Source organism: Ferrimonas sp. SCSIO 43195, from assembly GCF_023716685.1.
GTDB lineage: Bacteria > Pseudomonadota > Gammaproteobacteria > Enterobacterales > Shewanellaceae > Ferrimonas > Ferrimonas kyonanensis.
In genome coordinates this window covers 760,384-783,495 of sequence record NZ_CP072679.1, presented here as the reverse complement: position 1 = coordinate 783,495, position 23,112 = coordinate 760,384, and the positions used below count along the sequence as shown (strand labels likewise).

The following is a 23,112-nucleotide window of genomic DNA, read 5'->3' as shown; positions in this document are numbered from 1 at the left end:
TCCATGACCACCTTAACGTTGATCACCGGTGCCAATCGCGGCATTGGCCTGGAGTTTTGCCGTCAATCTCTGGCCCATGGTGATACCGTCATCGCCTGCTGCCGTCAGCCTGAGCAGGCCGAGGCACTGCAGCAACTGGCACTGGCCCACCCGAATCAGCTGGAGCTGGTGGCGCTGGAGCTGGGCGAACCGGCCCAATTTGAGTCCCTGTGCGCCTACCTGGGCGAGCGCAAGCTTGATCGGCTAATCTGCAATGCCGGCGTCTATGGTCCCAAGGGATTGCCTCTGGGTGAATACCAGGCGGATCATTTCGACCAGGTGATGAAGATCAACGTAACCGCACCGATGCTGTTGGTTCAGGCCCTGCGTCCTCACCTCGGCGCCGACGCCAAGGTGGCCTTGCTGTCCTCCAAGATGGGGTCCATCACCGACAACGGCAGCGGCGGCAGTTACGTCTATCGCGCCTCCAAAGCGGCCCTGAATGCCGTCGGCAAGAGCCTGGCCATCGATCTGCAGCCTCAGGGCACCAGCGTAGTGCTGTTTCACCCCGGCTGGGTGCAAACGGCCATGGGCGGCAGCAACGCCCTGATCACCCCCGAGGTCTCGGTACGGGGCATGCGCCATGTGCTGGAGCAACTGACGCTGATCGACAGCGGCAAGTTCATCAACTATGACGGCGTCGAGTTGCCCTGGTAAGCCCGTCGTCACTGGCCTGCCGATGTTAATCGGGCCGCAACACGCCGGCCCGGTACTGCCACCTCGGCGACCGATGACCGCCATATCCCCTTACATCCTGAGCTGGAATTGCAGTCACTTCGGGTTTAAAGTAATACTCTTGGCGCGGGGCGCATTGTCGCGGCCCGATTCCAGACACCCATCGCGTTCAAGGAAGTGAACATGCAAGCCCGTCGTCCCAAGTCCACTAACATGTTTAAAGTCATCGGCCTGATCGTCGGAGGCTACCTGATCTTTGCCGGTCTGCTGATCGCCCTGTACGAACCCAGCCCGGAAGACGCCAACGCCATGGACTGGGAAGATCGTCAGCAACTGAATCAACAGGTCATCGCCACCCTGTCCCTGGGCACCAGCAAACAAGAGGTGCTGCAGCAGTTGGGCGCCCCAAACTTCAATGACGCCCAGATCGTCAATGGCACTCAGGTTCAGCTGATTCGCTACCGCACCCATCACGTCAGCAGCGACGGCGAAACCACCCCGGACGAATGCACCCCGCTGCTGTTTGTGGCCAACGAACTGGTGGGGATCGGTGAACAGGCGGTGGCCCGTTACCAGAACGCAGACCGGCTTCAGACCACCGCCAGCCACTGAGGTGACTGGCAACAAAAAGCGCCCTGTTGGGCGCTTTTTTATTGCCTGTCTCGGTGCCTAGTCGGCGGCATTGGCCTTCAGATAGGGCACCCCATCTGACCACCAGGCCGGGGCAGGCGCCCCCTTGAGGTAGTGGTCAAAAAACTGCTTCATCTTGATGCTGTAATCCAGCTTGTTGGGGTACTGCTTGAGATGATGAGGCTCCCCTTCATACTGCAGCATCACCACCGGCTTGCTGGCCCGGCGCATGGCCATGTACAACTCCACGCCCTGGGAGTACGGCACCGCATCATCTTCATCGCCAAACATGATCACCAGAGGCGTATTGATGCGGTCCACATGGAACAGCGGGCTGTTCTCGATGTACAGGTGCGGCGCTTCCATCAGGGTCTTGCCGATGCGCGACTGGCCCGACTCGTACTGGAACTGGCGAGTCAGACCACTGCCCAATCGAATGCCGCCGTAAGCACTGGTCATGTTGCTCACCGGCGCCCCGGAGACGGCGGCGGCAAACAGATCGGTCTGAGTGATCAGATAGGCATCCTGATAACCGGCCCAGGAGTGCCCCTGAATGCCGATGGCGTCGGCCTTGGCGATACCGAGATCGATGATCTTCTGCACTCCTGGCAACATCGACGACAGCGACGACTGGCCCGGATGACCGATTTCAAAGCGAATGTCCGGCAGGAAAATGGCGTAGCCGTCATTAACGTACTGAGCGAAATTCGGCCTGTGATTCAGTGCCATCTGCGGAAAGTTATTCAGGCGCTGACTCATGAAGCGGTAAAAGTACACCAGCGTCGGCAGCGGTTTGTCGCCCTGGTACCCCGGCGGGGTAATCACCACCCCGGACAACGGCTGGTTGTCGTTGGAACGCCAATGCACCAACTGTGCCTGCCCCCAGGACAGCTCATCCAGTTGCTTGCCCAACTCACTGACTGCCGTTAAGCGGCTCACCTTGCTGTCGGTCGCCAGCAGATCCGGGTACAGGTCGTAGCGCTGCTTGCTGAACAACAGGGTATCGCTGTCTTGTGCCTTGGCCACAAAACTGATCTTGTACTCCCCCTGCTGGGCGGCTTGCAACGCGCCGGAGGTCAGGTTGAGCCGGTACACCCCTTCCCGCTTATCGAAGTCGTTGTAGCCATGTACCAGCAGCGGCGTGGCCATATCCTGGCTGTAAGCACGGGGGTCGGTGTCAATGGCCCGGTACTGCCATTGCTGCTGTCGCCCTGAGGTCAGCTGGCTCAGGCGCGCGTCATCCAGACGCCAGATGTCGAACTTGTCGTACACCAGTACCCCATTGCCGTCACTGAGCCAGGGGCCAAAGCCGTAACCCGGTGCCGGCGACGGGTAGTCATGATCCTCATCGGCAAAACCGGCTTTCGGCCCGCCACTGAGCAGTTGGCTGTTGCCACTGGCGATGTCGTGCCAATACAAGCGACCCCGGACATACCAGGCCACCGCGCTGTCATCCGGAGCCAGGGTCGGCTCATCGTCACTGCCAGCCTGGGTGATCAACATCCGGCGCTCACCGGTGTGCAGGTTCACCAGGTACCAGTCGCGGTAGAAGCCGGCCCAGGAGATCATCTTCAGGTAGGGGCGATCGCTGCTGGCCAGCAGGTAACCGCCGTTGTCTGCCACCTCAACGTCCGGCAGGTCGGCATCCGCCAGTTGCACAAAGCGCTGCTCCTTCAGATGCAGCACGCCGACGTAGTTGTGCTTACGCGCCTTGGCGTACTCTTTCATCTCGTTGGGCTTGATACGAGGATCGTCGCCGTGCCAGACGTTCAGAGTGGCCCGAGACAACAGGGTATCGACATCGGTCAACGATCCAGTATCGCGCAGCGCCTGAATCACTCCCTCTTCAGGCAGCGGCAGTTGGCGCCCGACAAACAGTCGCTGACCGTCACGGCTAAAGTGCAGTTTGCTGTGCTCGGTAATCAGCATGCCATCCTCTGGCATCGCCACCCGGTTGCCTGGCTTGGCGCCACTGGCCAGCCACAGCTCATGGGGCAACTGATGGCTTTGTTCCGCCTTCAGGTAGGCAACGGTCATGGCCACGTGCTGACCGGCTTCATCGATACTCAGGCTGGCGGCACCCCAGTCCTGTCGCTGCCACAGTACGGTATCGCTGCCGCTGTCCAGTTGTCGGCGCACCACGCCGTTGGCGATACCGTCGCCATGGCTGGTGCTGTACACCAACACATTGGCCTCGCGGGCCAGGGCAAAATGGCTGACATCGGCCAAAGACAATTCACTGCCCTGACTCAGATCCAGCAGCAGGGCCCGAGTGCCCAGCTTGTCGGTCTCAATGGCCGGCTCCTGCTGCTCGGACTGCTGCTCGTTGCTCTGCTGCTCCTTGGCCTCGTCGTCGCTGTCATCGGCTTTAAACTGCAGCACCAGGTAGCGACCGTCACTGCTGAAATCGGCCTTGGTCACCGCCTCAAACACTCGCTGCTCACCGGTTTTGGTGTTCAGCAAAACGCGGTCTACCGCCAGTTTGGCAGCCTTTTTCTTGCCAAGGTTTTCCCGCTCCCACAGCGGCGCCTTGCGCTCAAACAGGGCAAAAGCCCCATCGGCACTAAGCAGGGGATCGCTGCCGCGCTCCACCGTCCACATAGCCCCGTCGAGGCTGCGAACCCGACCCTCGGGCTCGCCGCGATCCGGTTGAGCCACAAAGGCCACCCATTGACCATTGTCGGCGATCACCGGATCTTTAAGGGACTGAAAATTCATTATTTGTTGCAGGGACAAGGGCGCAGCCACGACGGTGGCGGTGGCCAACCACGTCAGGGCGGCTAGGGGATGCCAGAACCTCAAGGGGGACTCCTTATAGAATTATTCTTCCTTTCGACCTTTCGCTAGCTGTAACCACAGCGTTAAAAAAGGTAAGATGGCGCCCGACTATGCTAACAAAGCCCCCGGTCTCTGTCACAAAATAGAGGGGCTGGCTCATTAAGTCCGAATCCCTTGCCTTGCCAATGACAGCACGCAAACCACAAGGGTTTGGAATCAGACATTGTGGAAGGATGTATCCATGTCTCAACGTAATATCACGGTAATCCCAGGAGATGGGATCGGTCCCGATATCATTGAAGCCACTCTCAAGGTCCTGGATAAGGCCGGCTGTGACTTCAACTACGAATTTGCCGATGCCGGGCTGACCGCCCTGGAAAAGCACGGCGAGTTGCTGCCGCAGAAAACCCTCAACCTGATTGAGAAGAACCGCGTTACTCTGAAGGGGCCGCTGACCACGCCAATTGGCGAAGGCTTCACCTCCATCAACGTGACTCTGCGTAAGAAATTCAACCTGTATGCCAACGTACGGCCAGTGCTGTCCCTGAAGGGCACCCAGGCCCGCTACGATGACATCGACATCATTACCATCCGTGAGAACACCGAAGGGATGTACTCCGGCGCCGGCCAGCGGGTCACCAATGACGGCGAAACTGCCGAAGCGATGAGCATCATCACCCGCGAAGGGGCCGAGCGCATCGCCACCTTTGCCTACGAACTGGCCCGCAAAGAGGGGCGTAAGAAGGTCACCGCGGTTCACAAAGCCAACATCATGAAATCCACCTCAGGCCTGTTCCTGAAAGTGGCCCGTGAAGTGGGTGAGCGCTACCCGGACATTCAGTCCGAAGAGATGATCGTCGACGCCACCTGCATGAAGCTGGTAATGGATCCCAGCCAGTTCGACGTGATTGTCACCACCAACCTGTTTGGTGACATCCTGTCGGATCTCTGCGCCGGACTGGTGGGCGGACTGGGCATGGCCCCAGGCGCCAACATCGGTAAAGACGCCGCCATCTTTGAAGCGGTGCATGGCAGCGCCCCGGACATCGCCGGCCAGAACCTGGCCAACCCTACCGCGCTGCTGCTGGGTGCGATTCAGATGCTGGAGTATCTGGGCATGTCCGACAAGGCTGCTCGCATCCGCAATGCCGTGCGTGACACCATCGCCGAAGGCGACCACGTCACCCGCGATCTTGGCGGCGAGTCCGGTACCAACGAGTTTACCGACGCCATTCTGGCACGCCTGTAACTCGCTTGCCGATCAAAAAAGGGGCCATACGGCCCCTTTTTTATTCATCGCTCCATCACAGGCGATACAGGTGCACGGTAATCTCTTCCCGATCGTGGTACAGGTGCTTGGCCTGCAAGCCATAGCGAACCCCGGCTTTGCGCAGCATCGTTGTCATTTCGTCGAAACACTCGGCCACCGCCTGGTAACGCTGCTTCATCGGCAACTTGAGGTTAAACACCGTCTCTTTGCACCAGCCCTCGATGATCCAGGTCGCCATTCGAGCGGCAACGCGATGAGGCTTATCGGCCATATCACAAACCATCCAGTGAATGCGCGGGTCTTCCGGCACGTACTTGAAGCCATCCTCCGCCAGGTGGGTCACCTGACCGGTCTCCATCAGGCTGTCGGCCATAGCGCCGTTGTCCACCGAATAGACGAACATGCCACGACGCACCAACTGATAGGTCCAGCCTCCGGGGCAGGCGCCAAGATCGACGCCATAGAGACCGCCACACAAGCGCTCTTCGGCTTCCTCTTCGTCCAGAAACACATTGAAGGCTTCATCCAGCTTCAGGGTCGAGCGGCTTGGCGCCTCACTGGGGAACTTCAGGCGCGGAATGCCCATAAAGAACGGTGAGCCGTTGTCTGAGCGGCTGTAGCCGACGTAGCCATTCTGGTTGTCGGTGAGAAAGAGGTGGATGCGCGGCATCTTGTCTTTCTCCTTGGCCGTCAGCAGCCCCTGCTTACGCAGTGCCTGACGCATGGGAACCGCCAGCTTCTTACAAAACGGCAGCACCTGGCGATAGGCATCGCCGTCGGCAGATTCCACCCACAGCAGGCCCGCTTTAGGCAGGCTCTTGGCATGCGCCAGCACCGCACCAACCCGATCGCCCACCGGCATGTCGTTAAGCTGACCCGCCACGCAGAACCAGCTGCGGGCAAAGATCAGCCGGCTGAAGTCCAGCTCATTGATCAGCCGCTCGGCGTCGCCGGCCTGGTAACACTCGAACAGCACAAAGCCGCTGTTGGCGTCCAGGCGGGAAAAGCCAAACACCTCCAGGGTGGCGGCACTGTCCTGAATCTCCGCCGCGCACTCCTTTTCAAAGCCGGGACGGCAATGCAGTAACACCGTATTCATTTCACTTTCTCCCATCGCCACACGGCAATGAACAACAACAACCAACCCAGCATCATCAGCAGGCCACCCATCGGGGTGATCATGCCGATGCCCTTGGTGCCCAGCAGCACCAGTGAATAGATGCTGCCGCTAAAACCCAGCATACCGGCGATCATCAGCGCACCAGCCCAGCCCAGCAACCGCGAGGCGTTCTGCCCCATCCACACGACGATGGCCATCAGCGCCAGGCAGTGGAAGAACTGATACATCACCGCGGTATTAAAGCTCTCCACCAGGTGCGGCGGTGCCACTTTTGCCAGTCCGTGGGCGCCGTAGGCGCCGAGTCCGGTCGCGATCAACCCGCCCAAGGTGGCACACGCCATCAATATTTTCCGCATCTCTATGCCTCTAACGTCAAAATAAACTGCCGGCAGGCCTGCGCCGCCCGGCTCAAATTCTCTGCCTCGGTCACTCCGCTGGCTTTTCTCGGCTTTAGGCCATGGTCGCCATCGGTCAGGTAGTTCAGTCGCACCGTCGGCGACAGCGTCACTTCGGACAACTCCTGACGGTTTCCGAAAGGATCCCGCTCTCCTTGCAAAATCAGCATCGGCACCCGCGCCTGCTGCACCGGCTCCAGCCGCCAGCGATCCGGTTTGCCTACCGGATGGAACGGGTAACCCAGCGCCACTACGGCATCGATGGGGTTCTCCAGTGCCCACTGGGCCGACACCCGACCTCCGAGAGACTTGCCCCCCAGCACCAGCACTCGCCCTGGCTGGCGGTAACGGGCCACCCACTCATCGAGCGCCTCCAGCAGGCGCGGCATTCTATCAGGAGGACGGCGCTTTTGCGTAGCCCGAATGGTCTGCATATAGGGAAATTCATAACGAATCACGCACAGGTCCTCTCCCGCCACCGCTTCAGCCAGGGTCGCCATAAAGGGGTGGTCCATGCCGGCACCACTGCCATGAGCCAGCAACAGGTAGTGGCGGGCATCGGGGTTGCCGTCTTGACGTATCATCATAGTGCCTCTTACTCCGGAGCGGGAATCGGGTCTGCCTGAGTCTCTTGTCGGAAGGTTTCCACCATCCACTCCCGAAACGCACTGATTTTACCTAGGTCTGACTGCCCCTCCTGGCACACCAGGTAGTAAGCATTCTTACTGGTCAGCACCTGGTTAAACGGACACACCAGGCGGCCGGCTTCAATCTCCGGCCGAGCCAACACCGAGTACCCCAGTGCCACCCCGTGGCCGTGAATGGCGGCCTGCAGCACCAGAGATGAATGGCTGAAGATCGGTCCCTGGTTTACGTTGGTCAACTCCACCCCCGCTTGCTTCATCCACGCCTTCCAATCGCGACGGGACATGTCGTGCAGCAGCGTATGCTGATTCAGATCCGCGATCTCCCGCAGCGGCTTGGGACCGGACAACAGTTTGGGGGAACACACCGGTACCATGCTCTCCGCCCGCAGTTTATCTGCCCTCAGGCCAGGCCACTTACCCCGGCCGTAATAGATGGCGATGTCCACGTCGTCAGACAAGGATCCCTCATCCATATCCACCGCTTTGATGCGCACATCGACCTCGGGGTGAAGTTCAGAAAAACGGGCCAGACGCGGCACCAACCACTGAATGGCAAAGCTGGGTGACAGCGACACCGTCAACGAACCGGTGGCGCTTCGGGCCAGCAGTCGCTCGGTGGCATCACTGAGTTGAGTAAACAGATCCTTAATATCCAGAAAATAGCTCTGGCCCTCTTCCGTCAGCAACAAAGAGCGGTTGCGGCGCCTGAAAAGTTTTAATCCAAGAAACTCCTCCAGCGCCTTAATCTGGTGGCTGATTGCGGCCTGGGTCACAAATAACTCTTCTGCAGCCCGAGTAAAGCTCAGGTTGCGGGCAGCGGCTTCAAATGCCTTAACCGCGTTGAGGGGAGGCAGACGGCGGGACATAGGGTTTCCTCGGGGTAAAAGGATAAGATTTTCTAATACCGAATATTATATTAAATCGTTTGTTATCACTATCCCGAAAGGCTATTTTTCACCCCGAAAACGAACAGACTTTAGACCTTCTTCCTAGGCATACAATGAGGCCGAACATGACTACTTTAAGCCTGCTAATCCCAACCGTCGTCGCCGTTGCCATGCACAACCCACTGGCACAACCTGAAGCCGTCGAGTTTGATGTGGCTGAGATTCATCAGCAGATCGAGTTGCGACTGGACCAACAGATGCAAGAGATGCAGCGTCAGCAAGCCAGCATGGATGTAGGAGAGACACTGGAACTGGCGACTCAGCCGGCTCCAAACAGCACCATTACCGAGTAACTCGGGCGTCGCAAGGAAGAAGTCCTGCCGTCGACGACGGCAGGAGCGACACTCAGTTAGGAGATGGCCAGATCCGGCTGATGCTTGATCAGGTCATCCAATGCCTTCATCTGCGCCAGGAAGGGTTCCAATACCGCCAGCGGTAAGGCACTCGGGCCATCGCACTTGGCCGAGTCCGGATCCGGATGCGCTTCCAGGAACAACCCCGCCAGCCCGGTAGCCAGGCCCGCTTTGGCCAACTCCACGGTCTGATGACGACGTCCACCAGAAGCCGCCCCCAGAGGATCCCGGCACTGCAGTGAGTGCGTCACATCGAAGATCACCGGCAAACCACCGCTGCACTCCTTCATGGTGCGGAACCCCAGCATGTCCACCACCAGGTTATCGTAGCCAAAGTTGCTGCCGCGTTCGCACAGAATCAGCTTGTCATTGCCGCACTCGTTGAACTTCTCCACGATGTTCTTCATCTGCCCCGGGCTCAGGAACTGCGGCTTTTTCACATTGATGATGGCACCGGTATCGGCCATCGCCTTGACCAGATCGGTCTGACGAGCCAAGAATGCTGGCAATTGAATGACGTCAGCCACTTCAGCCACCGGCTGACACTGTTCAATTTCATGAACATCGGTGATCACCGGCACCTGAAACTGGGCTTTGATCTCCTCGAAGATTTTCAGCCCCTGCTCCATGCCCGGACCGCGATAGGAGTGAATGGAGCTGCGGTTGGCCTTATCAAACGAGGCCTTAAACACATAGGGGATGCCCAGCTTGCTGGTCACTTCCACGTAGTGCTCGGCGACCTGCATGGCCATGTCCCGGGACTCCAGCACGTTCATGCCACCAAACAGCACAAAGGGCTTGTCGTTGGCGACCTCAATCTTTCCGACTTCAATAGTGCGATGTTGCATAGCTACTCTCTTCACTTGTCCGGGCAGAGGGCTTACCCCACTGCCAATGTTTGCAGTATCTGACCACAGAACCACGCCATGTACGTTCCCACAGCGTAGCCCAGAACCGCCAGTAGCACGCCCACCGGCGCCAGACTGGGGTGGAAGGCACTGGCCACGACCGGCGCGCTGGCGGCGCCGCCGACGTTGGCCTGGCTGCCCACGGCCATGTAAAACAGCGGCGCCTTAATCAACTTCGCCATCAATAGCATCAGGCTGGCGTGCACCAGCATCCAGACGCCACCTAACAGGAAGTAAACCGGCGACTCAATGATGGCCCGAATGTCCATGTGCATGCCGATGGTGGCCACCAACACATAGATAAAGGCCGACCCGATTTTCGACGCCCCCGCCTCCTCCAGCTTGGCCGCCCGGGTCATGGACAGAGCAATGCCGACGGTGGTGGCGATCACGATCAACCAGAAAAACTTGGAGTGCAGGCTGTAACGCTGCAGCTCCGGATAATTATCGGCAAAATAGGGCGCCAGCACATCGGCACCAAAATGCGCCAGCCCGGTGACCCCGAAGGCGATGGCACAGAAAAACATCAGGTCATTCAGGTGGGGAATGCGGGCGTGATTCGCCTCCCAATGAGACATCTTCTGTTTCAGAGCCTCGATGGCAGTGGCATCGGCACCGTTGGCGGCATCGATGCGCTTGGCCCGCCCGGCCATAAACAACAGCACCGCCATCCACAGGTTGGCGACAATCACGTCGACGGCGATCATCGCCGAGAAGATGGTGTCACCGACGCCGTAGATCTCTTTCATGGCGGTCTGGTTGGCGCCACCGCCAATCCAACTTCCGGCCACCGTGGTCATGCCACGCCAAACGGCATCCGGGCCATGGCCGCCCAGCAGATCCGGGAACATCGCCGAGGTCACCAGCAGAGCGATGGGCGCACCGATAACGATGCCCAGGGTGCCGGTGAAGAACATGATGATCGCCTTGGGACCCAATCGGGCAATGGCACGCAAGTCCAGCTTCAGGGTCAGCAGCACCAAACTGGCTGGCAGCAGGTAGCGCGACGCCACGTAGTACAAGGTGTTGTCCGAGCCGTCGATCACCTCGAAGCTGTTGAGCAGCGACGGGATGAAATAACACAGCAACAGCGCCGGAACCACGGAATAGAACTTGCGCCAAAACGGGTGGTGGCTCTGGTGGGTGTAGAACACCGCCCCCAGCACCAACATCAAAATACCCAGCACCGTGGCCGGGTTGGTAAACATAACCTGTTGCATAACTTCCTCTTTGTTATTATCGCCAGTCTCAGCCGGCTTCTTTTATTGCGATGGCGCCATCGGCGCCATCGTGTGTCCCTGGCCCCAAAGGGCGTTTGTGCCTTTCAGGTTGTGTCTCCAGTTAACTCATCAGGATCGGGGTCTTGCTCATCGCCACCTTGGCGATCATCCCCAGCCAGCCCAACGCGCCGAGAAAAGCGAGAACTTTAAGCAACTTACCCTGGCTCTTCATGGCAAAAACACCCAGCAGGATGTACGCCACCAGGCTCAGCAGCTTTTCGGTCAGCCACGGGCTGCTACCGGGAAACTGCTGAATCAGGAAACAGAGGCTGGCCCCGGACAGCAATAGCAGCGTATCCACCGCGTGGGGAGTGATCTTCACCCACTTGCGCTGCAGCATGCCTGAACCGGTCATGCTCCAGAAAAAGCGCACCGTCAGCAGGCTGACGCTGAGCAGAATGGTCAGCATGTGGAAGTGTTTGACTCCCGGGTAAAGAATGTCCATTAATTCTCCTTTCAGGCCGCGTTCCAACGGCCAAAACTGTAACGATCGCGACCGGCCAAATCCTGGCCGGTGCCAACCTCTTGGTACCCAAAACGGGTGAAAATCTCTCGTACTGCCTGACCTTGGCGATACCCGTGTTCCAGGATCACCGTGCCGCCATCATTGAGGAAAAGACGACCATTTTCAACAATGTGAATAATGTCGGCCAATCCATCCTCTGCCGCCACCAAGGCCGACAGGGGTTCAAAACGCACATCCCCTTGGCTCAGATGAGGGTCATCCGGCTCAATATAAGGGGGGTTAGACACAATCACATCGAACTGCTGTCCCTGCAGGGCGTCGTACCAATTGCTTTGCGCGATCTCCACCGTTAAACCGAGGGCATCTCGGTTATGGCGGGCCAAGGCCACCGCGTCCGCCATGCGGTCCACCGCATGCAACTGCCACTTAGGCCGTTCCGATGCCAGCGCCAACGCAATGGCGCCGGTTCCGGTGCCCAAATCCACCACTTTGGCCTCGTCGGCCAGTGGCAACGACAACACATACTCCACCAGCGATTCGGTATCCGGTCTGGGGATCAGGGTGCTGGGATTGACGGCCAAGGGCAGGGACCAGAACTCACGCACACCGATCAGGTGCGCCACCGGCTCTCCGGTGGAACGCCGCTGGAGCAGTGCCTCAAACTGACGCCACTGCGCGTCGGTCAGCGTTTTGTCCGGCCAGGTATACAGAAAACTGCGCGGTTTTTGCAGCAGGTGACACAACAGCAGTTGAGCATCCAACTGCGGCGTGTCACTGACGCCCTCCAGGCGGTCATAAGCAGCCGCCAGCCCCGCATCGATACGCATCTTAGTCTTCCGCCAGGGCGGCCAGCATGTCGGCCTGGTATTCGTGAAGAATCGGTTGCGACAACGCATCCAAGTCCCCTTCCATCACCTCCGCCAGGCGATACAGGGTCAGGTTGATGCGATGATCAGACACTCGCCCCTGAGGATAGTTGTAGGTACGAATTCGCTCGGAACGATCCCCGGAAGCCATCAGGTTGCGACGGGAACTTTGCTCCTCGGCGCGACGCTTTTCATCTTCGGCCGCCTGCAGGCGGGCCGACAGAATCGCCATCGCCCGGGCCCGGTTTTTGTGTTGCGAGCGCTCATCCTGGCACTCCACCACCACCCCGGTGGGCAGGTGAGTAATGCGGATGGCAGAATCGGTTTTGTTGACGTGCTGACCACCAGCACCAGAAGCGCGGAAAGTATCCACTTTCAGATCCGCCGGATTAATCTCGATGATCTCCGCTTCCGGCAGTTCAGGCATCACGATCACGGTACAGGCGGAGGTGTGAATCCGCCCCTGAGATTCGGTGGCCGGCACCCGCTGAACCCGGTGACCGCCACTTTCAAACTTCATCACCCCGTAGGCACCGTCGCCGGACAACTTGGCAATCACCTTGGAGAAGCCGCCATGCTCCCCGTCGGTGGCTGACATCAGTTCGATGCGCCAGCCTTTGGTTTCGGCAAAACGACTGTACATACGGAACAGATCACCGGCAAAAATCGCCGCTTCATCGCCGCCGGCACCGGCTCGAATCTCGATAAAGGCGTTGTGATCGTCTTTGGGGTCCCGGGGCAACAGCAGAATCTGCAGCTCATCCTCGAGTTCCGCCACCACGGTCTGAGCCTCTTTCAGCTCCTCCTCGGCCATCTCCTTCATGTCGGGATCGCTGAGCATCTCGCGGGCGGTGTCGATATCTTCTCCGGCTTGCTGATAGCGGCGAAACGCTTTTACGACCTCTTCCAGCTGGGAGTATTCTTTTGACAGGGATCGGAATCGATCTTGATCGGAGATCACATCGGGCTCGCTCATTAACGCCTGAACTTCTTCATAACGTTCGAGCAAGCCCTCTAGTTTTGCATATACGGAAGGCTTCATGATTTCATCTTAGACAAAAAACGCTGGGGCTAATTGTCGTTGATGGCGAGGGCCTTACGCAAGAGGTCTATTGAATTCAGATCACCGGCACGGGCCGCCTGAGACAGCGCCTGGGTCGGAGCGTGGATAAGACGGTTGGTCAGTTTGTTGGCCAATTCGTTCAATACCGACTCGGCATTGGCACCGGATTGCAGCTTAGCCATCGCCTTTTCAAGCATCTCCTGCTTGGTCGCCAGACTCTGGTCACGGTACTGCTTCAGGGTATCGATGGTGTCGAGACTGCGCAGCCAGTCCATGAACTCGGCGGATTGCTCCGAGGCAATCTGCTCAGCCTGTTCGGCGGCCTCCAGACGAGACTCCATGTTCTTCTGCACGATGCCCTGAAGATCATCGACGGTATACAGGTAGGCGTTTTCCAACTCACCCACTTCGGCTTCAATGTCCCGTGGCACCGCGATGTCCACCAGCAACATCGGTTGCTGACGACGGGCCTTGAGGGCATTTTCCACCATCCCTTTACCGAGGATCGGCAGCGGCGAGGCGGTGGAGGAGATCACAATGTCCGCATCAGGCAGGCACTCTGGGATCTGCGGCAGAGTCACCACCTTGGCCCCAAACTCCTCGGCCATGCCTTCGGCACGGCTGACGGTACGGTTAGCCACGGTCATCTTGGTCACACCGGCTTCTCTCAGGTGACGGGCCACCAACTCGATGGTTTCCCCTGCCCCCACCAGCAACACATTGGAATCACCCAGGTTGTCAAAAATGTGCTTGGCCAGGTTAACGGCCGCAAAGGCCACCGAGACCGCCGACGAGCCAATCTCCGTTTCGGTACGAATCTTTTTCGCCACCTTAAAGGTGTGTTGGAACATGCGATCCAGGGTATGGGATACGGTGCCATGCTGCTGGGCATTGCCAAAGGCCTGCTTAATCTGTCCCAGGATCTGGGGTTCACCCAGCACCAGAGAGTCCAGCCCGGCAGACACCCGCAACAGGTGTTTGACCGCCGCCTGATTCTCATGCAGGTACAGACTTTCACGAACCTCCTGCTCCGGCAGATTGTGGTACTCAACCAGCCACTGAACCAGAGCTTCACTTTCAGCACGGTTCACATAGAGTTCAGTACGGTTACAGGTGGACAGGATCACGGCCTCACCGGTAGGGGTTACCTTGGCGACGCTGTTCAGCGCATCGGCAAGGATATCCGGTCCAAAAGCCAGTTTCTCCCGCAAAGAAACACTGGCGGTCTTGTGATTGATCCCAATTGCTACTAACGTCATGGCTCTCCAGCTTCACCCCGAAAATTGAACTTGGGTCGAGACTTGGGCAATTCTATGCGCAAACACGCAACCTGAAAACAGGTTGAAGACTCTAAACAATGGTTATGTTGCTGATTGTGGTGCAGTGCACAAAACAGGTAATTTATGCTTAAAGGCCAAACTCAACTTTATTCTATTCTATTCATTTTACTGTGGTTGTCAGGCTGCGCAGTGGCGCCTCACGCCTCGAAAGACTCAGCTTCCCCTTCAGAATTAACCAGTTGGCAACTCAAAGGTAAGCTCGCCATTATACAGCCTGATGAGCGTCTGTCTGTGAACTTGCACTGGCAGCACCACAATAAACAGGACGATCTTAGACTGACCAACCTGTTTGGCTCAACCCTGTTGTTACTGAATGCCGATGCCCAAGGCGCCACCGTCACCTTCGATGACCAGACCTACACCGGCAGCAGCGCCAGCGAATTGATCGCCCGCCTCACCGGCTGGTCGGTCCCTCTGACCGAATTGTCCGGCTGGATTCTCGGCCAGCACACCCCGGAAGGGGCCCTGGTCACCATGGATGAACAGGGCTGGCCGGCCACCGTAACCCTGTCGCTGGCCCCCGGCGAAGCCCAGTGGCAGATGAGCTACCAGGGCTGGCAGCAGATCGACGGCTACCGAATCCCCAGAATGGTCAGCTTGCGCCAAGGTAACAAACGGTTAAAATTGGCCCTTTCTGACTGGCAACCGGAGTCCCCTAGGTAATGCCAACATCCAGCCGTAACTGGCCCGCCCCCGCCAAACTGAACCTGTTTTTGCATATCAACGGCCGCCGTCAGGACGGTTATCACGAGTTGCAGTCGTTGTTTCAATTCGTCGACCACTGCGATCAGCTGCACTTCACCGTTCGACAGGACGCCGACATTACCCTGAGCCCGGCCATCGACGGTGTCGCCAACGACGACAACCTCATCGTCCGGGCCGCGCGCCTGCTGCAGAGTCACTGCGACTGCTCCCTGGGCGTCGACATCGAACTGGAGAAGGTGCTGCCCATGGGCGGAGGCCTGGGTGGCGGCTCCTCCAACGCGGCAACGACCCTGGTGGCCCTGAACCGATTATGGCAGTTGAACCTCGGTGAAGATCAACTGGCCGAACTGGGACTGAGCCTGGGCGCCGATGTGCCGGTGTTTGTCCGGGGTCTGGCCGCCGTCGCCGATGGCGTAGGGGAGATTCTGCGGCCGGTGGAGATCGCTCAGCCCTGGTATCTGGTAGTGGCGCCCAATGTGGCCGTGTCCACCGCCGAGATCTTCCAGGCTCCGGAGCTGACTCGTAATAGCCCCAAGCTGGCTCAGCCGGAACTCAGACCCAGTCAATGGCACAACGATTGCGTTGGCGCCGTCATTCAACGTTACGGCCAAGTTGCAAACGCCTTGGGCTGGTTGATACAATACGCGCCGTCTCAAATGACCGGCACCGGTAGTTGCATTTTTGGTACTTTTTCCTCTCAGGAAGAAGCCTTGGTTGCGCTCGCCGATCTGCCCGATGAGTGGCGAGGATTCGTTGCTCGAGGCTGCAATCGTTCACCCCTGCTCGATCGAGCTTTGCAGCCCTAAACTGGAGTAGCGCTGCGCGCCTCCCAAACAAATTAAAATAAGCCTAGCCTGAGGTTAATACTGTGCCCGACATCAAGCTTTTTGCCGGCAACGCCACACCGGAACTGGCCAGCCGTATCGCCAACCGTCTGTATTGCTCCCTGGGTGATGCCGACGTAGGTCGCTTCTCCGATGGCGAAATCAGCGTTCAGATCAACGAGAACGTTCGTGGAGCCGATGTCTTTATCATTCAATCTACCTGTGCCCCAACCAACGACAACCTGATGGAACTGGTGGTTATGGTAGACGCCCTGCGCCGTGCCTCTGCTGGTCGTATTACTGCCGTAATCCCCTACTTCGGCTACGCCCGTCAGGATCGCCGTGTGCGCTCCGCCCGTGTGCCAATCACCGCCAAAGTGGTTGCCGACTTCCTGTCCAGTGTTGGTGTAGACCGAGTTCTGACCTGTGATCTGCACGCTGAGCAGATTCAAGGGTTCTTCGATGTACCGGTAGACAACGTGTTCGGCAGCCCGGTTCTGCTGGAAGACATGCGCGCCAAAGCCCTGGACAACCCGGTAGTGGTATCCCCGGATATCGGTGGTGTTGTTCGTGCCCGCGCCGTTGCCAAACTGCTGGACGACAGCGATCTGGCCATCATCGACAAGCGTCGCCCCCGTGCCAACGTGTCTCAGGTGATGCACATCATTGGTGACGTTCAGGATCGCGACTGCATCATCGTCGATGACATGATCGATACCGGTGGCACTCTGTGTAAAGCCGCCGAAGCGCTGAAAGAGCGGGGCGCCCGCCGCGTCTTCGCCTACGCGACTCATCCGGTGTTCTCCGGCAACGCGCCGAAAAACATCGCCGAGTCCGTAATTGACGAAGTGATCGTAACCGACACCGTGCCTCTAAGCGATGCCATGAAAGCCACCGGCAAGGTCAGCCAACTGACCATGTCTTCGGTCATGGCCGAAGCGATTCGCCGGGTCAGCAACGAAGAGTCCATCTCTGCGATGTTCGAGCACTAATCCATCGCCTCTGAAAGGCGAAGGTAGGCTGAACAAAAAGGCGTTCTGAAAAGAACGCCTTTTTTATTAAAAGCACGAAAATATGATTCAATTACCGCTTGTCGCGGGTAGTTATTCAACCCAGTCGAAAATGAATTCACCTCACTTACCGCAATGAAGTTTTTTCACATTTTATTAATGTTACTTTAGCGTTTCTGAATTCTCGCCAGTGTGATCTGGATCACCTGAACCGCCCCCCCTTTAGTGATACCTTCCCACCAGCCAAGGTCGGCTCAAAATCTATAAAATAAATCAACGAGTATCCAGTATGATGAAACTTCAAAAATCCTTAATTGCGGTCTCGCTGCTCGCTGCACTGACTGCCTGTTCCGACGACGACAACAACACACCAGCACCGGAAGTCTGCGGTGCCGACAACTGCACCAAATTTACAATTCTGCATACCAACGATAACCACGGTCGCTTCTGGGAAAATGGCTACGGCGAATACGGCATGGCAGCCCGTAAGACCCTGGTTGACCAGATCCGTGACGAAGTGGAAAGAGATGGCGGTTACTCCCTGCTGCTGTCCGGCGGCGACATCAACACCGGTGTGCCTGAGTCCGACCTGCAGGACGCCAAGCCCGATTTCATCGGCATGAACATGATCGGTTACGATGCCATGGCCGTGGGCAACCACGAATTTGATAACCCTCTGGACGTTCTTGAAAATCAGCGCGATTGGGCTGACTTCCCGATGCTGGCAGCCAACATCTACAAGGCCGACGGCACCCGCTACTTCCAACCGTACAAAATCTTTACTCTGGGTGAGCTGCGTATCGCCGTTGTCGGTCTGACCACCGAAGATACCGTTAAGATTGGTAACCCAGAGTTCATCTCCGAACTGACCTTCACTAAGCCTCAAGACGAGCTGAAGAAAGTCATTGCCGAGATTGAAGCGAACAAGAGCGCCGATCTGGTGTTCGCCACCACCCACATGGGCCACTACGCCAACGGCGACCACGCGTCTAACGCTCCGGGTGATGTTGCCCTGGCCCGCGCCATGCAAGAGGGTCAATTGGCAGCCGTGATCGGCGGTCACTCTCAGAACCCAGTATGCATGAGCGCCGACGGCAACAGCTACGACGCCGACTTTGCCCCTGGCAGCGACTGTAAGCCAGATCAACAGAACGGCACCTGGATCATGCAAGCCCACGAGTGGGGCAAGTACGTCGGCCGTGCTGACTTTGAGTACTACGGTGACAAACTGCACCTGGCCAGCTACAAACTGGTTCCAGTAAACCTGGCAGTATATGACGGTTACAGCCCGGCCAAAGACGACCAAGGCAACATCATTCGTGTCGAAGAAGAGATCAAGCCTGACGCCTTCGTGAAAGAAACTCTGAGACCTTACCAGGAAGAGGGGCAAGCGAAACTGGACGTCGTTATCGGCTCTACCGATCAAACCTTTGTTGGCGGCGACCGTAACGTGGTTCGCGCCCGCCAGGCAGCCATCGGTCAACTGCTGATCTCCGCCCAGCGCACCCACCCACAAATCACTGCTGATTTTGGCATCATGAATGGCGGCGGTATCCGCGCCGACATCGCAGCCGGTGACATCAGTTACCGTCACGTGCTGACCGTTCAGCCGTTTGGCAACGTGGTCGCTCGGGGCGCCATGAAGGGCAGCGAACTGACCTCCTACCTAGCATCACTGGCCACCATCGAAGGTGCCGGTAAGAACGGCGGCTACGCTCACTTCAGCAACATCGAGATGACGGTAAACTGCGGTGAGAAGACGGTAGAGATCGACAAGATCAACGGTGAAGACTTCGATGCCAGCAAAGAGTACACCTTCTCCATTCCAAACTTCAGTGCTGCTGGCGGTGACGGTTATCCTAAGATCGACGTGATCAACACCGGTCTGGTGGACGCCGATATTCTGAAAAGCTATATCCAAACCAACTCCCCGCTGAGCTGGGTCGACTACGAGCCTCAAGGCGAAGTTGAGTACATCAACAACGACGGCGGTTACACCGGCGGTTGTGGCGCAGCCCCTGCGGAATAACCATTCGGCCTGCCCGGCGACCACCAGGCTAGGACGCCCTTCCGGCCTAGCCTAATCCGCCGGGGAATTGGTCACAATCCAATCCGAGCTCTGCACTTCAGAGCTCGGTTTTTTTTATTCCATGCCTACCGACTTTCCCCGAACCTGAAAGCAGGCTGCAGCTGCTCCAAGCCATCCCGGCAAACCCCGAATTGAGAAGTTTGCCCGCAAAGTGGTAAACTGCGCTGCCTTTGACTAAAGGATATAGTCATTCATCTTGCCGCGAAGCGGCAGATCCTCAAGGAGAGAACCATGTCTGAATTAACGTTAGATGCACAACTGCGCGCTCATCATGGCACCGGAGCCAGCCGTCGCTTACGCCATCAGGGCGAAGTCCCGGGCATTGTCTACGGCGGTAAAGAAGAGAACGTTTCCATTACGCTGCCCCATAACCAGCTGATGAAAGCGCAAGAGCAGGAATCGTTTTACAGCCAGGTCATCAACCTGAAGCTGGATGGCAAAAGCGTACCGGTGATCGTTAAGGCACTGCAGCGTCACCCCTACAAACCGAAGGTGATGCACATCGACTTGATGCGTATTAACCGCAACGAGCCGATCACCGCCATGGTACCGATCCACTTCATAAATGAAGAGATCGCCGCTGGTGTTAAAGCCGGCGGAAGCGTCAGTCACCATCTGACCGAACTAGAACTGCGCAGCCTGCCTGCCGATCTGCCCGAGTACATCGAGATCGACACGCAGCACCTGGGCACCGGTGACACCCTTCACCTGAGCGACATAACACTGCCTGCCGGTGTCGAGTCGGTCACCCTGGCGAAAGGTGAAGACCACAACGTATCCGTTGTCACCATTCAACCACCACGGGGTGGTGAAGAGGACAGCGACGAACAAGGCGAGAGTCAAGAAGACAGTGAGTAACACCATCCGACTGATTGTGGGCCTGGCGAATCCCGGCCCCGAGTACAGCCGTACCCGCCACAATGCGGGTGCCTGGCTGGTGGAAGAGCTGGCACGCATGCACAATGTGTCCCTCAAAAGCGAAAGTAAGTTTTTCGGCCTCACCGGCCGAATTCAGCAGGGCGGCAGTGATCTGCGCCTGCTGGTGCCCACCACCTTTATGAATCTGTCCGGCAAAGCCATTGCTGCCATGGCCAATTTCTACGGCCTGGAGCCGGAGCAGATTCTGGTGGTCCACGACGAATTGGACTTGCCTCCCGGGGTGGCCCGCTTTAAGAAAGGCGGCGGCCATGGCGGCCATAACGGCCTCAAGGACACCATCAGCAAATTGGGCAACAACAAAGAATTCTATCGCCTTCGGATCGGCATCGGCCATCCGGGGGACAGAAACCGGGTGAGCGGTTACGTCCTGGGCAAGGCTCAGGAAAATGAGCAACGCGCCATGGATGACGCCATCGATGAAGCCTCACGCTGCATCGATGTTCTGCTGAAAGACGGCATCACCAAAGCAATGAATCGTCTCCACACTTTCAAGGCCGAGCCGGCCTGAGCGTTAACAGAAAGGTTTTCTTACCATGGGTTTTAAATGCGGTATCGTCGGCCTGCCTAACGTAGGCAAGTCCACCCTTTTCAATGCACTGACCAAAGCGGGCATCGAAGCAGCCAACTTTCCGTTCTGCACCATCGAGCCAAACACCGGTGTGGTTCCGGTGCCAGATGAGCGCCTGGACGCCCTGGCTGCCATCGTTAATCCAGAGCGGATCCTGCCAACTACCATGGAGTTTGTGGACATTGCCGGACTGGTAAAAGGCGCCGCCTCCGGTGAAGGATTGGGCAACAAGTTCCTGGCCAACATCCGTGAGACCGATGCCATCGGCCATGTGGTGCGCTGCTTTGAAAACGACAACATCGTTCACGTTGCCGGCGGCGTGAATCCCGCCGACGACATCGAAGTGATCAACACCGAACTGGCCCTGGCGGACCTGGAAGCGGTAGAACGTGCCCTGCTGCGCTTGGGCAAGCGCGCCAAAGGCGGCGACAAAGACGCCAAATTTGAAATTACCGTGCTGGAAAAACTGCAGCCGGTACTGGAAGAGGGCGGCATGGCTCGCTCGGTGGAGCTGGACGAGAACGAAGCCAAGGCCATCGACTACATGGGCCTGCTGACTCTGAAGCCCACCATGTACATCGCCAACGTCAATGACGATGGCTTTGAAAACAACCCTTACCTGGACAAGGTTCGGGAGATTGCTGCCAGCGAAAACGCCATCGTCGTGCCGGTTTGCGCCGAAATCGAAGCCGAGATTGCCGAGCTGGACGACGACGAGCGAGACGAGTTCATGGCCGACCTGGGCATCGAAGAGCCCGGCCTGAACCGAGTGATTCGTGGCGGCTACAGCCTGCTGACACTGCAAACTTACTTCACCGCCGGTGTCAAAGAGGTTCGTGCCTGGACCATCCCCGTGGGCGCCACCGCACCGCAATCTGCCGGTAAGATTCACACCGATTTCGAAAAAGGCTTTATTCGTGCCGAGGTGATCGGTTACGACGACTACATTGCCAATCAAGGTGAGTCCGGCGCCAAAGATGCCGGCAAATGGCGACTGGAAGGCAAAGATTACGTCGTCAAAGACGGCGACGTGATTCACTTCCGCTTCAACGTCTAATCGACTCTCTCACCCCGGCTTAATGCCGGGGTATTTTTTGCCCGCTCGAACGAAACTCGTCTACAATTTTCAGCGTCTTTACCGCCGCCATTGGTCAGGCAACCGTCACCGGCTGGCCACAGGGGAATCGAATCGTTCAATTTGCAGCCGAACGACTCACCAAACAAGAATTCCCTGAAAAAAAGCGGTTGACCCAATCTTCGGTTCTACGCATAATACGCCCCGCTTCCCAAGACGGGGAGAGAAAACAAAACGATGGCTACGTAGCTCAGCTGGTTAGAGCACAGCACTCATAATGCTGGGGTCGCAGGTTCAAGTCCCGCCGTAGCTACCATCCTTTTTTTAAGGTGGTATTCAGCGCAGCAATGCGCCATAGAAACCACGTTTGTTAAAGAAAGACGTTTTGTTGCTCTGTTGGGCTATCGCCAAGCGGTAAGGCAGCGGGTTTTGATCCCGCCATTCCCAGGTTCGAATCCTGGTAGCCCAGCCATATTTTTGAATGCTGCACTCAAAAAGTGCGACATTCACAGAAACTTCGGTTTCAAACCACTTTTAGTGGCTACGTAGCTCAGCTGGTTAGAGCACAGCACTCATAATGCTGGGGTCGCAGGTTCAAGTCCCGCCGTAGCTACCATTATTGCAATGATGAAGACACATCGACCTTTGGGTTCTACCATCAGGTCTTCATCGGCAAACAACTCCTGTGCGGGAGTGGCGGAATTGGTAGACGCGCTAGATTTAGGTTCTAGTATCGCAAGGTGTGAGAGTTCAAGTCTCTCCTCCCGCACCATTTAATTTGTTGGGCTATCGCCAAGCGGTAAGGCAGCGGGTTTTGATCCCGCCATTCCCAGGTTCGAATCCTGGTAGCCCAGCCATTTTAAAGAGGCTTCGTGGTAAAACGAGGCTGTTGCCAACGGCAACGACAATTTGTTGGGCTATCGCCAAGCGGTAAGGCAGCGGGTTTTGATCCCGCCATTCCCAGGTTCGAATCCTGGTAGCCCAGCCATATAAAGAAAAAGCCTGCTTTCGAGCAGGCTTTTTTGATCCCGGCGTCTGCTCCCAGGTTCGCGAATCCTGGTAGCCCAGCCATCTTTCAAAGAACCAGCCTTGTGCTGGTTTTTTTGATCCCGGCGTCCGCTCCCA

At 57.5% G+C, this 23,112-nt stretch carries 22 protein-coding genes and 6 tRNA genes; 17 read left to right on the top strand and 11 right to left on the bottom strand.

What is annotated here, in order from left to right:
* Window positions 1-3: 3 nt before the first annotated feature.
* The gene (locus tag J8Z22_RS03760; protein WP_252008869.1) at window positions 4-696 is read left to right on the top strand and encodes an SDR family oxidoreductase; all 693 of its coding nucleotides are present in this window, start codon (window positions 4-6) and stop codon (window positions 694-696) included.
* A gap of 201 nt (window positions 697-897) precedes the next feature.
* A complete protein-coding gene (locus J8Z22_RS03755; RefSeq protein WP_051252824.1) occupies window positions 898-1,326 on the top strand; it encodes a DUF3192 domain-containing protein in 429 nt (142 codons plus the stop codon).
* 57 nt (window positions 1,327-1,383) lie between these two features.
* Here J8Z22_RS03755 and J8Z22_RS03750 read toward each other — a convergent pair whose 3' ends face one another.
* On the bottom strand, window positions 1,384-4,146 hold the full coding sequence (locus J8Z22_RS03750) for a prolyl oligopeptidase family serine peptidase (protein WP_252008866.1): 2,763 nt from the start codon (window positions 4,144-4,146) through the stop codon (window positions 1,384-1,386).
* A gap of 217 nt (window positions 4,147-4,363) precedes the next feature.
* Here J8Z22_RS03750 and J8Z22_RS03745 point away from each other — a divergent pair, with 217 nt between their 5' ends.
* Window positions 4,364-5,371 (top strand): isocitrate dehydrogenase, encoded by a 1,008-nt coding sequence (locus tag J8Z22_RS03745; protein ID WP_028114098.1) that lies wholly within the window; start codon window positions 4,364-4,366, stop codon window positions 5,369-5,371.
* Between the two features lie 55 nt (window positions 5,372-5,426).
* Here J8Z22_RS03745 and rlmM read toward each other — a convergent pair whose 3' ends face one another.
* The 4 genes from rlmM to J8Z22_RS03725 are packed head-to-tail and all read right to left on the bottom strand — an operon-like array spanning window position 5,427 to window position 8,420.
* Window positions 5,427-6,491, bottom strand: coding sequence for a 23S rRNA (cytidine(2498)-2'-O)-methyltransferase RlmM (rlmM, locus tag J8Z22_RS03740; RefSeq protein ID WP_252008863.1), 1,065 nt, complete (start codon window positions 6,489-6,491; stop codon window positions 5,427-5,429).
* Window positions 6,488-6,868: a DUF423 domain-containing protein gene (locus tag J8Z22_RS03735; protein ID WP_252008860.1), complete on the bottom strand. Its 381-nt coding sequence runs from the start codon at window positions 6,866-6,868 to the stop codon at window positions 6,488-6,490. Before J8Z22_RS03735 ends, rlmM begins: the two co-directional genes overlap by 4 nt.
* Before the next feature lie 2 nt (window positions 6,869-6,870).
* On the bottom strand, window positions 6,871-7,494 hold the full coding sequence (locus J8Z22_RS03730; protein WP_035416072.1) for an alpha/beta fold hydrolase: 624 nt from the start codon (window positions 7,492-7,494) through the stop codon (window positions 6,871-6,873).
* An 8-nt stretch (window positions 7,495-7,502) separates the two neighbouring features.
* Window positions 7,503-8,420, bottom strand: a complete 918-nt coding sequence (locus tag J8Z22_RS03725) for a transcriptional regulator GcvA (protein WP_028114102.1) — start codon at window positions 8,418-8,420, stop codon at window positions 7,503-7,505.
* A 146-nt stretch (window positions 8,421-8,566) separates the two neighbouring features.
* Between J8Z22_RS03725 and J8Z22_RS03720 the strand changes: the two genes are divergently transcribed.
* Window positions 8,567-8,794 carry a hypothetical protein gene (locus J8Z22_RS03720; protein ID WP_028114103.1) on the top strand — a complete coding sequence of 76 codons (228 nt, stop codon included), beginning with the start codon at window positions 8,567-8,569 and terminating at the stop codon, window positions 8,792-8,794.
* A gap of 56 nt (window positions 8,795-8,850) precedes the next feature.
* On the opposite strand, the gene kdsA is transcribed toward J8Z22_RS03720, so the two are convergent.
* From kdsA to hemA, 6 genes are all read right to left on the bottom strand, one after another.
* Complete coding sequence (gene kdsA, locus J8Z22_RS03715; RefSeq protein WP_252008857.1) at window positions 8,851-9,702, bottom strand: 3-deoxy-8-phosphooctulonate synthase; 852 nt, start codon at window positions 9,700-9,702, stop codon at window positions 8,851-8,853.
* A gap of 32 nt (window positions 9,703-9,734) precedes the next feature.
* Window positions 9,735-10,982, bottom strand: coding sequence for a DUF819 domain-containing protein (locus J8Z22_RS03710; protein ID WP_028114105.1), 1,248 nt, complete (start codon window positions 10,980-10,982; stop codon window positions 9,735-9,737).
* 121 nt (window positions 10,983-11,103) lie between these two features.
* Window positions 11,104-11,487 (bottom strand): SirB2 family protein, encoded by a 384-nt coding sequence (locus J8Z22_RS03705; protein WP_035416074.1) that lies wholly within the window; start codon window positions 11,485-11,487, stop codon window positions 11,104-11,106.
* 11 nt (window positions 11,488-11,498) lie between these two features.
* A complete protein-coding gene (gene prmC, locus J8Z22_RS03700; RefSeq protein ID WP_252008801.1) occupies window positions 11,499-12,335 on the bottom strand; it encodes a peptide chain release factor N(5)-glutamine methyltransferase in 837 nt (278 codons plus the stop codon).
* Between the two features lies 1 nt (window position 12,336).
* Window positions 12,337-13,416, bottom strand: coding sequence for a peptide chain release factor 1 (gene prfA, locus J8Z22_RS03695; protein ID WP_028114108.1), 1,080 nt, complete (start codon window positions 13,414-13,416; stop codon window positions 12,337-12,339).
* A gap of 29 nt (window positions 13,417-13,445) precedes the next feature.
* A complete protein-coding gene (gene hemA, locus J8Z22_RS03690; protein WP_028114109.1) occupies window positions 13,446-14,696 on the bottom strand; it encodes a glutamyl-tRNA reductase in 1,251 nt (416 codons plus the stop codon).
* Between the two features lie 144 nt (window positions 14,697-14,840).
* Between hemA and lolB the strand changes: the two genes are divergently transcribed.
* The 13 genes from lolB (at window position 14,841) to J8Z22_RS03625 (ending at window position 22,975) form a co-directional block, all read left to right on the top strand.
* Window positions 14,841-15,440, top strand: coding sequence for a lipoprotein insertase outer membrane protein LolB (gene lolB, locus J8Z22_RS03685; protein ID WP_084144518.1), 600 nt, complete (start codon window positions 14,841-14,843; stop codon window positions 15,438-15,440).
* Entirely contained in the window at window positions 15,440-16,288 is an 849-nt protein-coding gene (ispE, locus tag J8Z22_RS03680) for a 4-(cytidine 5'-diphospho)-2-C-methyl-D-erythritol kinase (protein WP_252008799.1), read from the top strand. Before lolB ends, ispE begins: the two co-directional genes overlap by 1 nt.
* Window positions 16,289-16,350: 62 nt before the next feature.
* Window positions 16,351-17,298, top strand: coding sequence for a ribose-phosphate pyrophosphokinase (locus tag J8Z22_RS03675; protein WP_028114112.1), 948 nt, complete (start codon window positions 16,351-16,353; stop codon window positions 17,296-17,298).
* Window positions 17,299-17,605: 307 nt separating this feature from the next.
* Entirely contained in the window at window positions 17,606-19,345 is a 1,740-nt protein-coding gene (ushA, locus tag J8Z22_RS03670; protein ID WP_281171323.1) for a bifunctional UDP-sugar hydrolase/5'-nucleotidase UshA, read from the top strand.
* Between the two features lie 291 nt (window positions 19,346-19,636).
* Window positions 19,637-20,263: a 50S ribosomal protein L25/general stress protein Ctc gene (locus J8Z22_RS03665; RefSeq protein WP_028114113.1), complete on the top strand. Its 627-nt coding sequence runs from the start codon at window positions 19,637-19,639 to the stop codon at window positions 20,261-20,263.
* Window positions 20,256-20,852, top strand: a complete 597-nt coding sequence (gene pth / locus J8Z22_RS03660; protein ID WP_028114114.1) for an aminoacyl-tRNA hydrolase — start codon at window positions 20,256-20,258, stop codon at window positions 20,850-20,852. The genes J8Z22_RS03665 and pth overlap by 8 nt, the downstream gene beginning before the upstream one ends.
* Before the next feature lie 25 nt (window positions 20,853-20,877).
* A complete protein-coding gene (gene ychF, locus J8Z22_RS03655) occupies window positions 20,878-21,969 on the top strand; it encodes a redox-regulated ATPase YchF (protein ID WP_028114115.1) in 1,092 nt (363 codons plus the stop codon).
* A 257-nt stretch (window positions 21,970-22,226) separates the two neighbouring features.
* Window positions 22,227-22,303 (top strand) — tRNA-Met (locus J8Z22_RS03650).
* Between the two features lie 81 nt (window positions 22,304-22,384).
* A tRNA-Gln gene (locus J8Z22_RS03645) sits at window positions 22,385-22,459 on the top strand.
* A 67-nt stretch (window positions 22,460-22,526) separates the two neighbouring features.
* Window positions 22,527-22,603: transfer RNA gene (locus J8Z22_RS03640), tRNA-Met, on the top strand.
* Between the two features lie 71 nt (window positions 22,604-22,674).
* Window positions 22,675-22,759, top strand: a tRNA-Leu gene (locus J8Z22_RS03635).
* 10 nt (window positions 22,760-22,769) lie between these two features.
* A tRNA-Gln gene (locus J8Z22_RS03630) sits at window positions 22,770-22,844 on the top strand.
* A gap of 56 nt (window positions 22,845-22,900) precedes the next feature.
* Window positions 22,901-22,975, top strand: a tRNA-Gln gene (locus J8Z22_RS03625).
* The last annotated feature ends 137 nt before the right edge of the window (window positions 22,976-23,112 follow it).

Bases quoted from the DNA above. Each gene is read 5' to 3' on its own strand.
- prfA (WP_028114108.1), bottom strand. From the start codon at position 13,416: ATGAAGCCTTCCGTATATGCAAAACTAGAGGGCTTGCTCGAACGTTAT.
- J8Z22_RS03665 (WP_028114113.1), top strand. From the start codon at position 19,637: ATGTCTGAATTAACGTTAGATGCACAACTGCGCGCTCATCATGGCACC.
- prmC (WP_252008801.1), bottom strand. From the start codon at position 12,335: ATGCGTATCGATGCGGGGCTGGCGGCTGCTTATGACCGCCTGGAGGGC.
- J8Z22_RS03760 (WP_252008869.1), top strand. From the start codon at position 4: ATGACCACCTTAACGTTGATCACCGGTGCCAATCGCGGCATTGGCCTG.
- rlmM (WP_252008863.1), bottom strand. From the start codon at position 6,491: ATGAATACGGTGTTACTGCATTGCCGTCCCGGCTTTGAAAAGGAGTGC.
- J8Z22_RS03745 (WP_028114098.1), top strand. From the start codon at position 4,364: ATGTCTCAACGTAATATCACGGTAATCCCAGGAGATGGGATCGGTCCC.
- J8Z22_RS03735 (WP_252008860.1), bottom strand. From the start codon at position 6,868: ATGCGGAAAATATTGATGGCGTGTGCCACCTTGGGCGGGTTGATCGCG.
- J8Z22_RS03730 (WP_035416072.1), bottom strand. From the start codon at position 7,494: ATGATGATACGTCAAGACGGCAACCCCGATGCCCGCCACTACCTGTTG.
- kdsA (WP_252008857.1), bottom strand. From the start codon at position 9,702: ATGCAACATCGCACTATTGAAGTCGGAAAGATTGAGGTCGCCAACGAC.
- ispE (WP_252008799.1), top strand. From the start codon at position 15,440: ATGCCAACATCCAGCCGTAACTGGCCCGCCCCCGCCAAACTGAACCTG.
- J8Z22_RS03710 (WP_028114105.1), bottom strand. From the start codon at position 10,982: ATGCAACAGGTTATGTTTACCAACCCGGCCACGGTGCTGGGTATTTTG.
- hemA (WP_028114109.1), bottom strand. From the start codon at position 14,696: ATGACGTTAGTAGCAATTGGGATCAATCACAAGACCGCCAGTGTTTCT.
- ushA (WP_281171323.1), top strand. From the start codon at position 17,606: ATGATGAAACTTCAAAAATCCTTAATTGCGGTCTCGCTGCTCGCTGCA.
- J8Z22_RS03705 (WP_035416074.1), bottom strand. From the start codon at position 11,487: ATGGACATTCTTTACCCGGGAGTCAAACACTTCCACATGCTGACCATT.
- J8Z22_RS03725 (WP_028114102.1), bottom strand. From the start codon at position 8,420: ATGTCCCGCCGTCTGCCTCCCCTCAACGCGGTTAAGGCATTTGAAGCC.
- J8Z22_RS03720 (WP_028114103.1), top strand. From the start codon at position 8,567: ATGACTACTTTAAGCCTGCTAATCCCAACCGTCGTCGCCGTTGCCATG.
- lolB (WP_084144518.1), top strand. From the start codon at position 14,841: ATGCTTAAAGGCCAAACTCAACTTTATTCTATTCTATTCATTTTACTG.
- ychF (WP_028114115.1), top strand. From the start codon at position 20,878: ATGGGTTTTAAATGCGGTATCGTCGGCCTGCCTAACGTAGGCAAGTCC.
- J8Z22_RS03755 (WP_051252824.1), top strand. From the start codon at position 898: ATGCAAGCCCGTCGTCCCAAGTCCACTAACATGTTTAAAGTCATCGGC.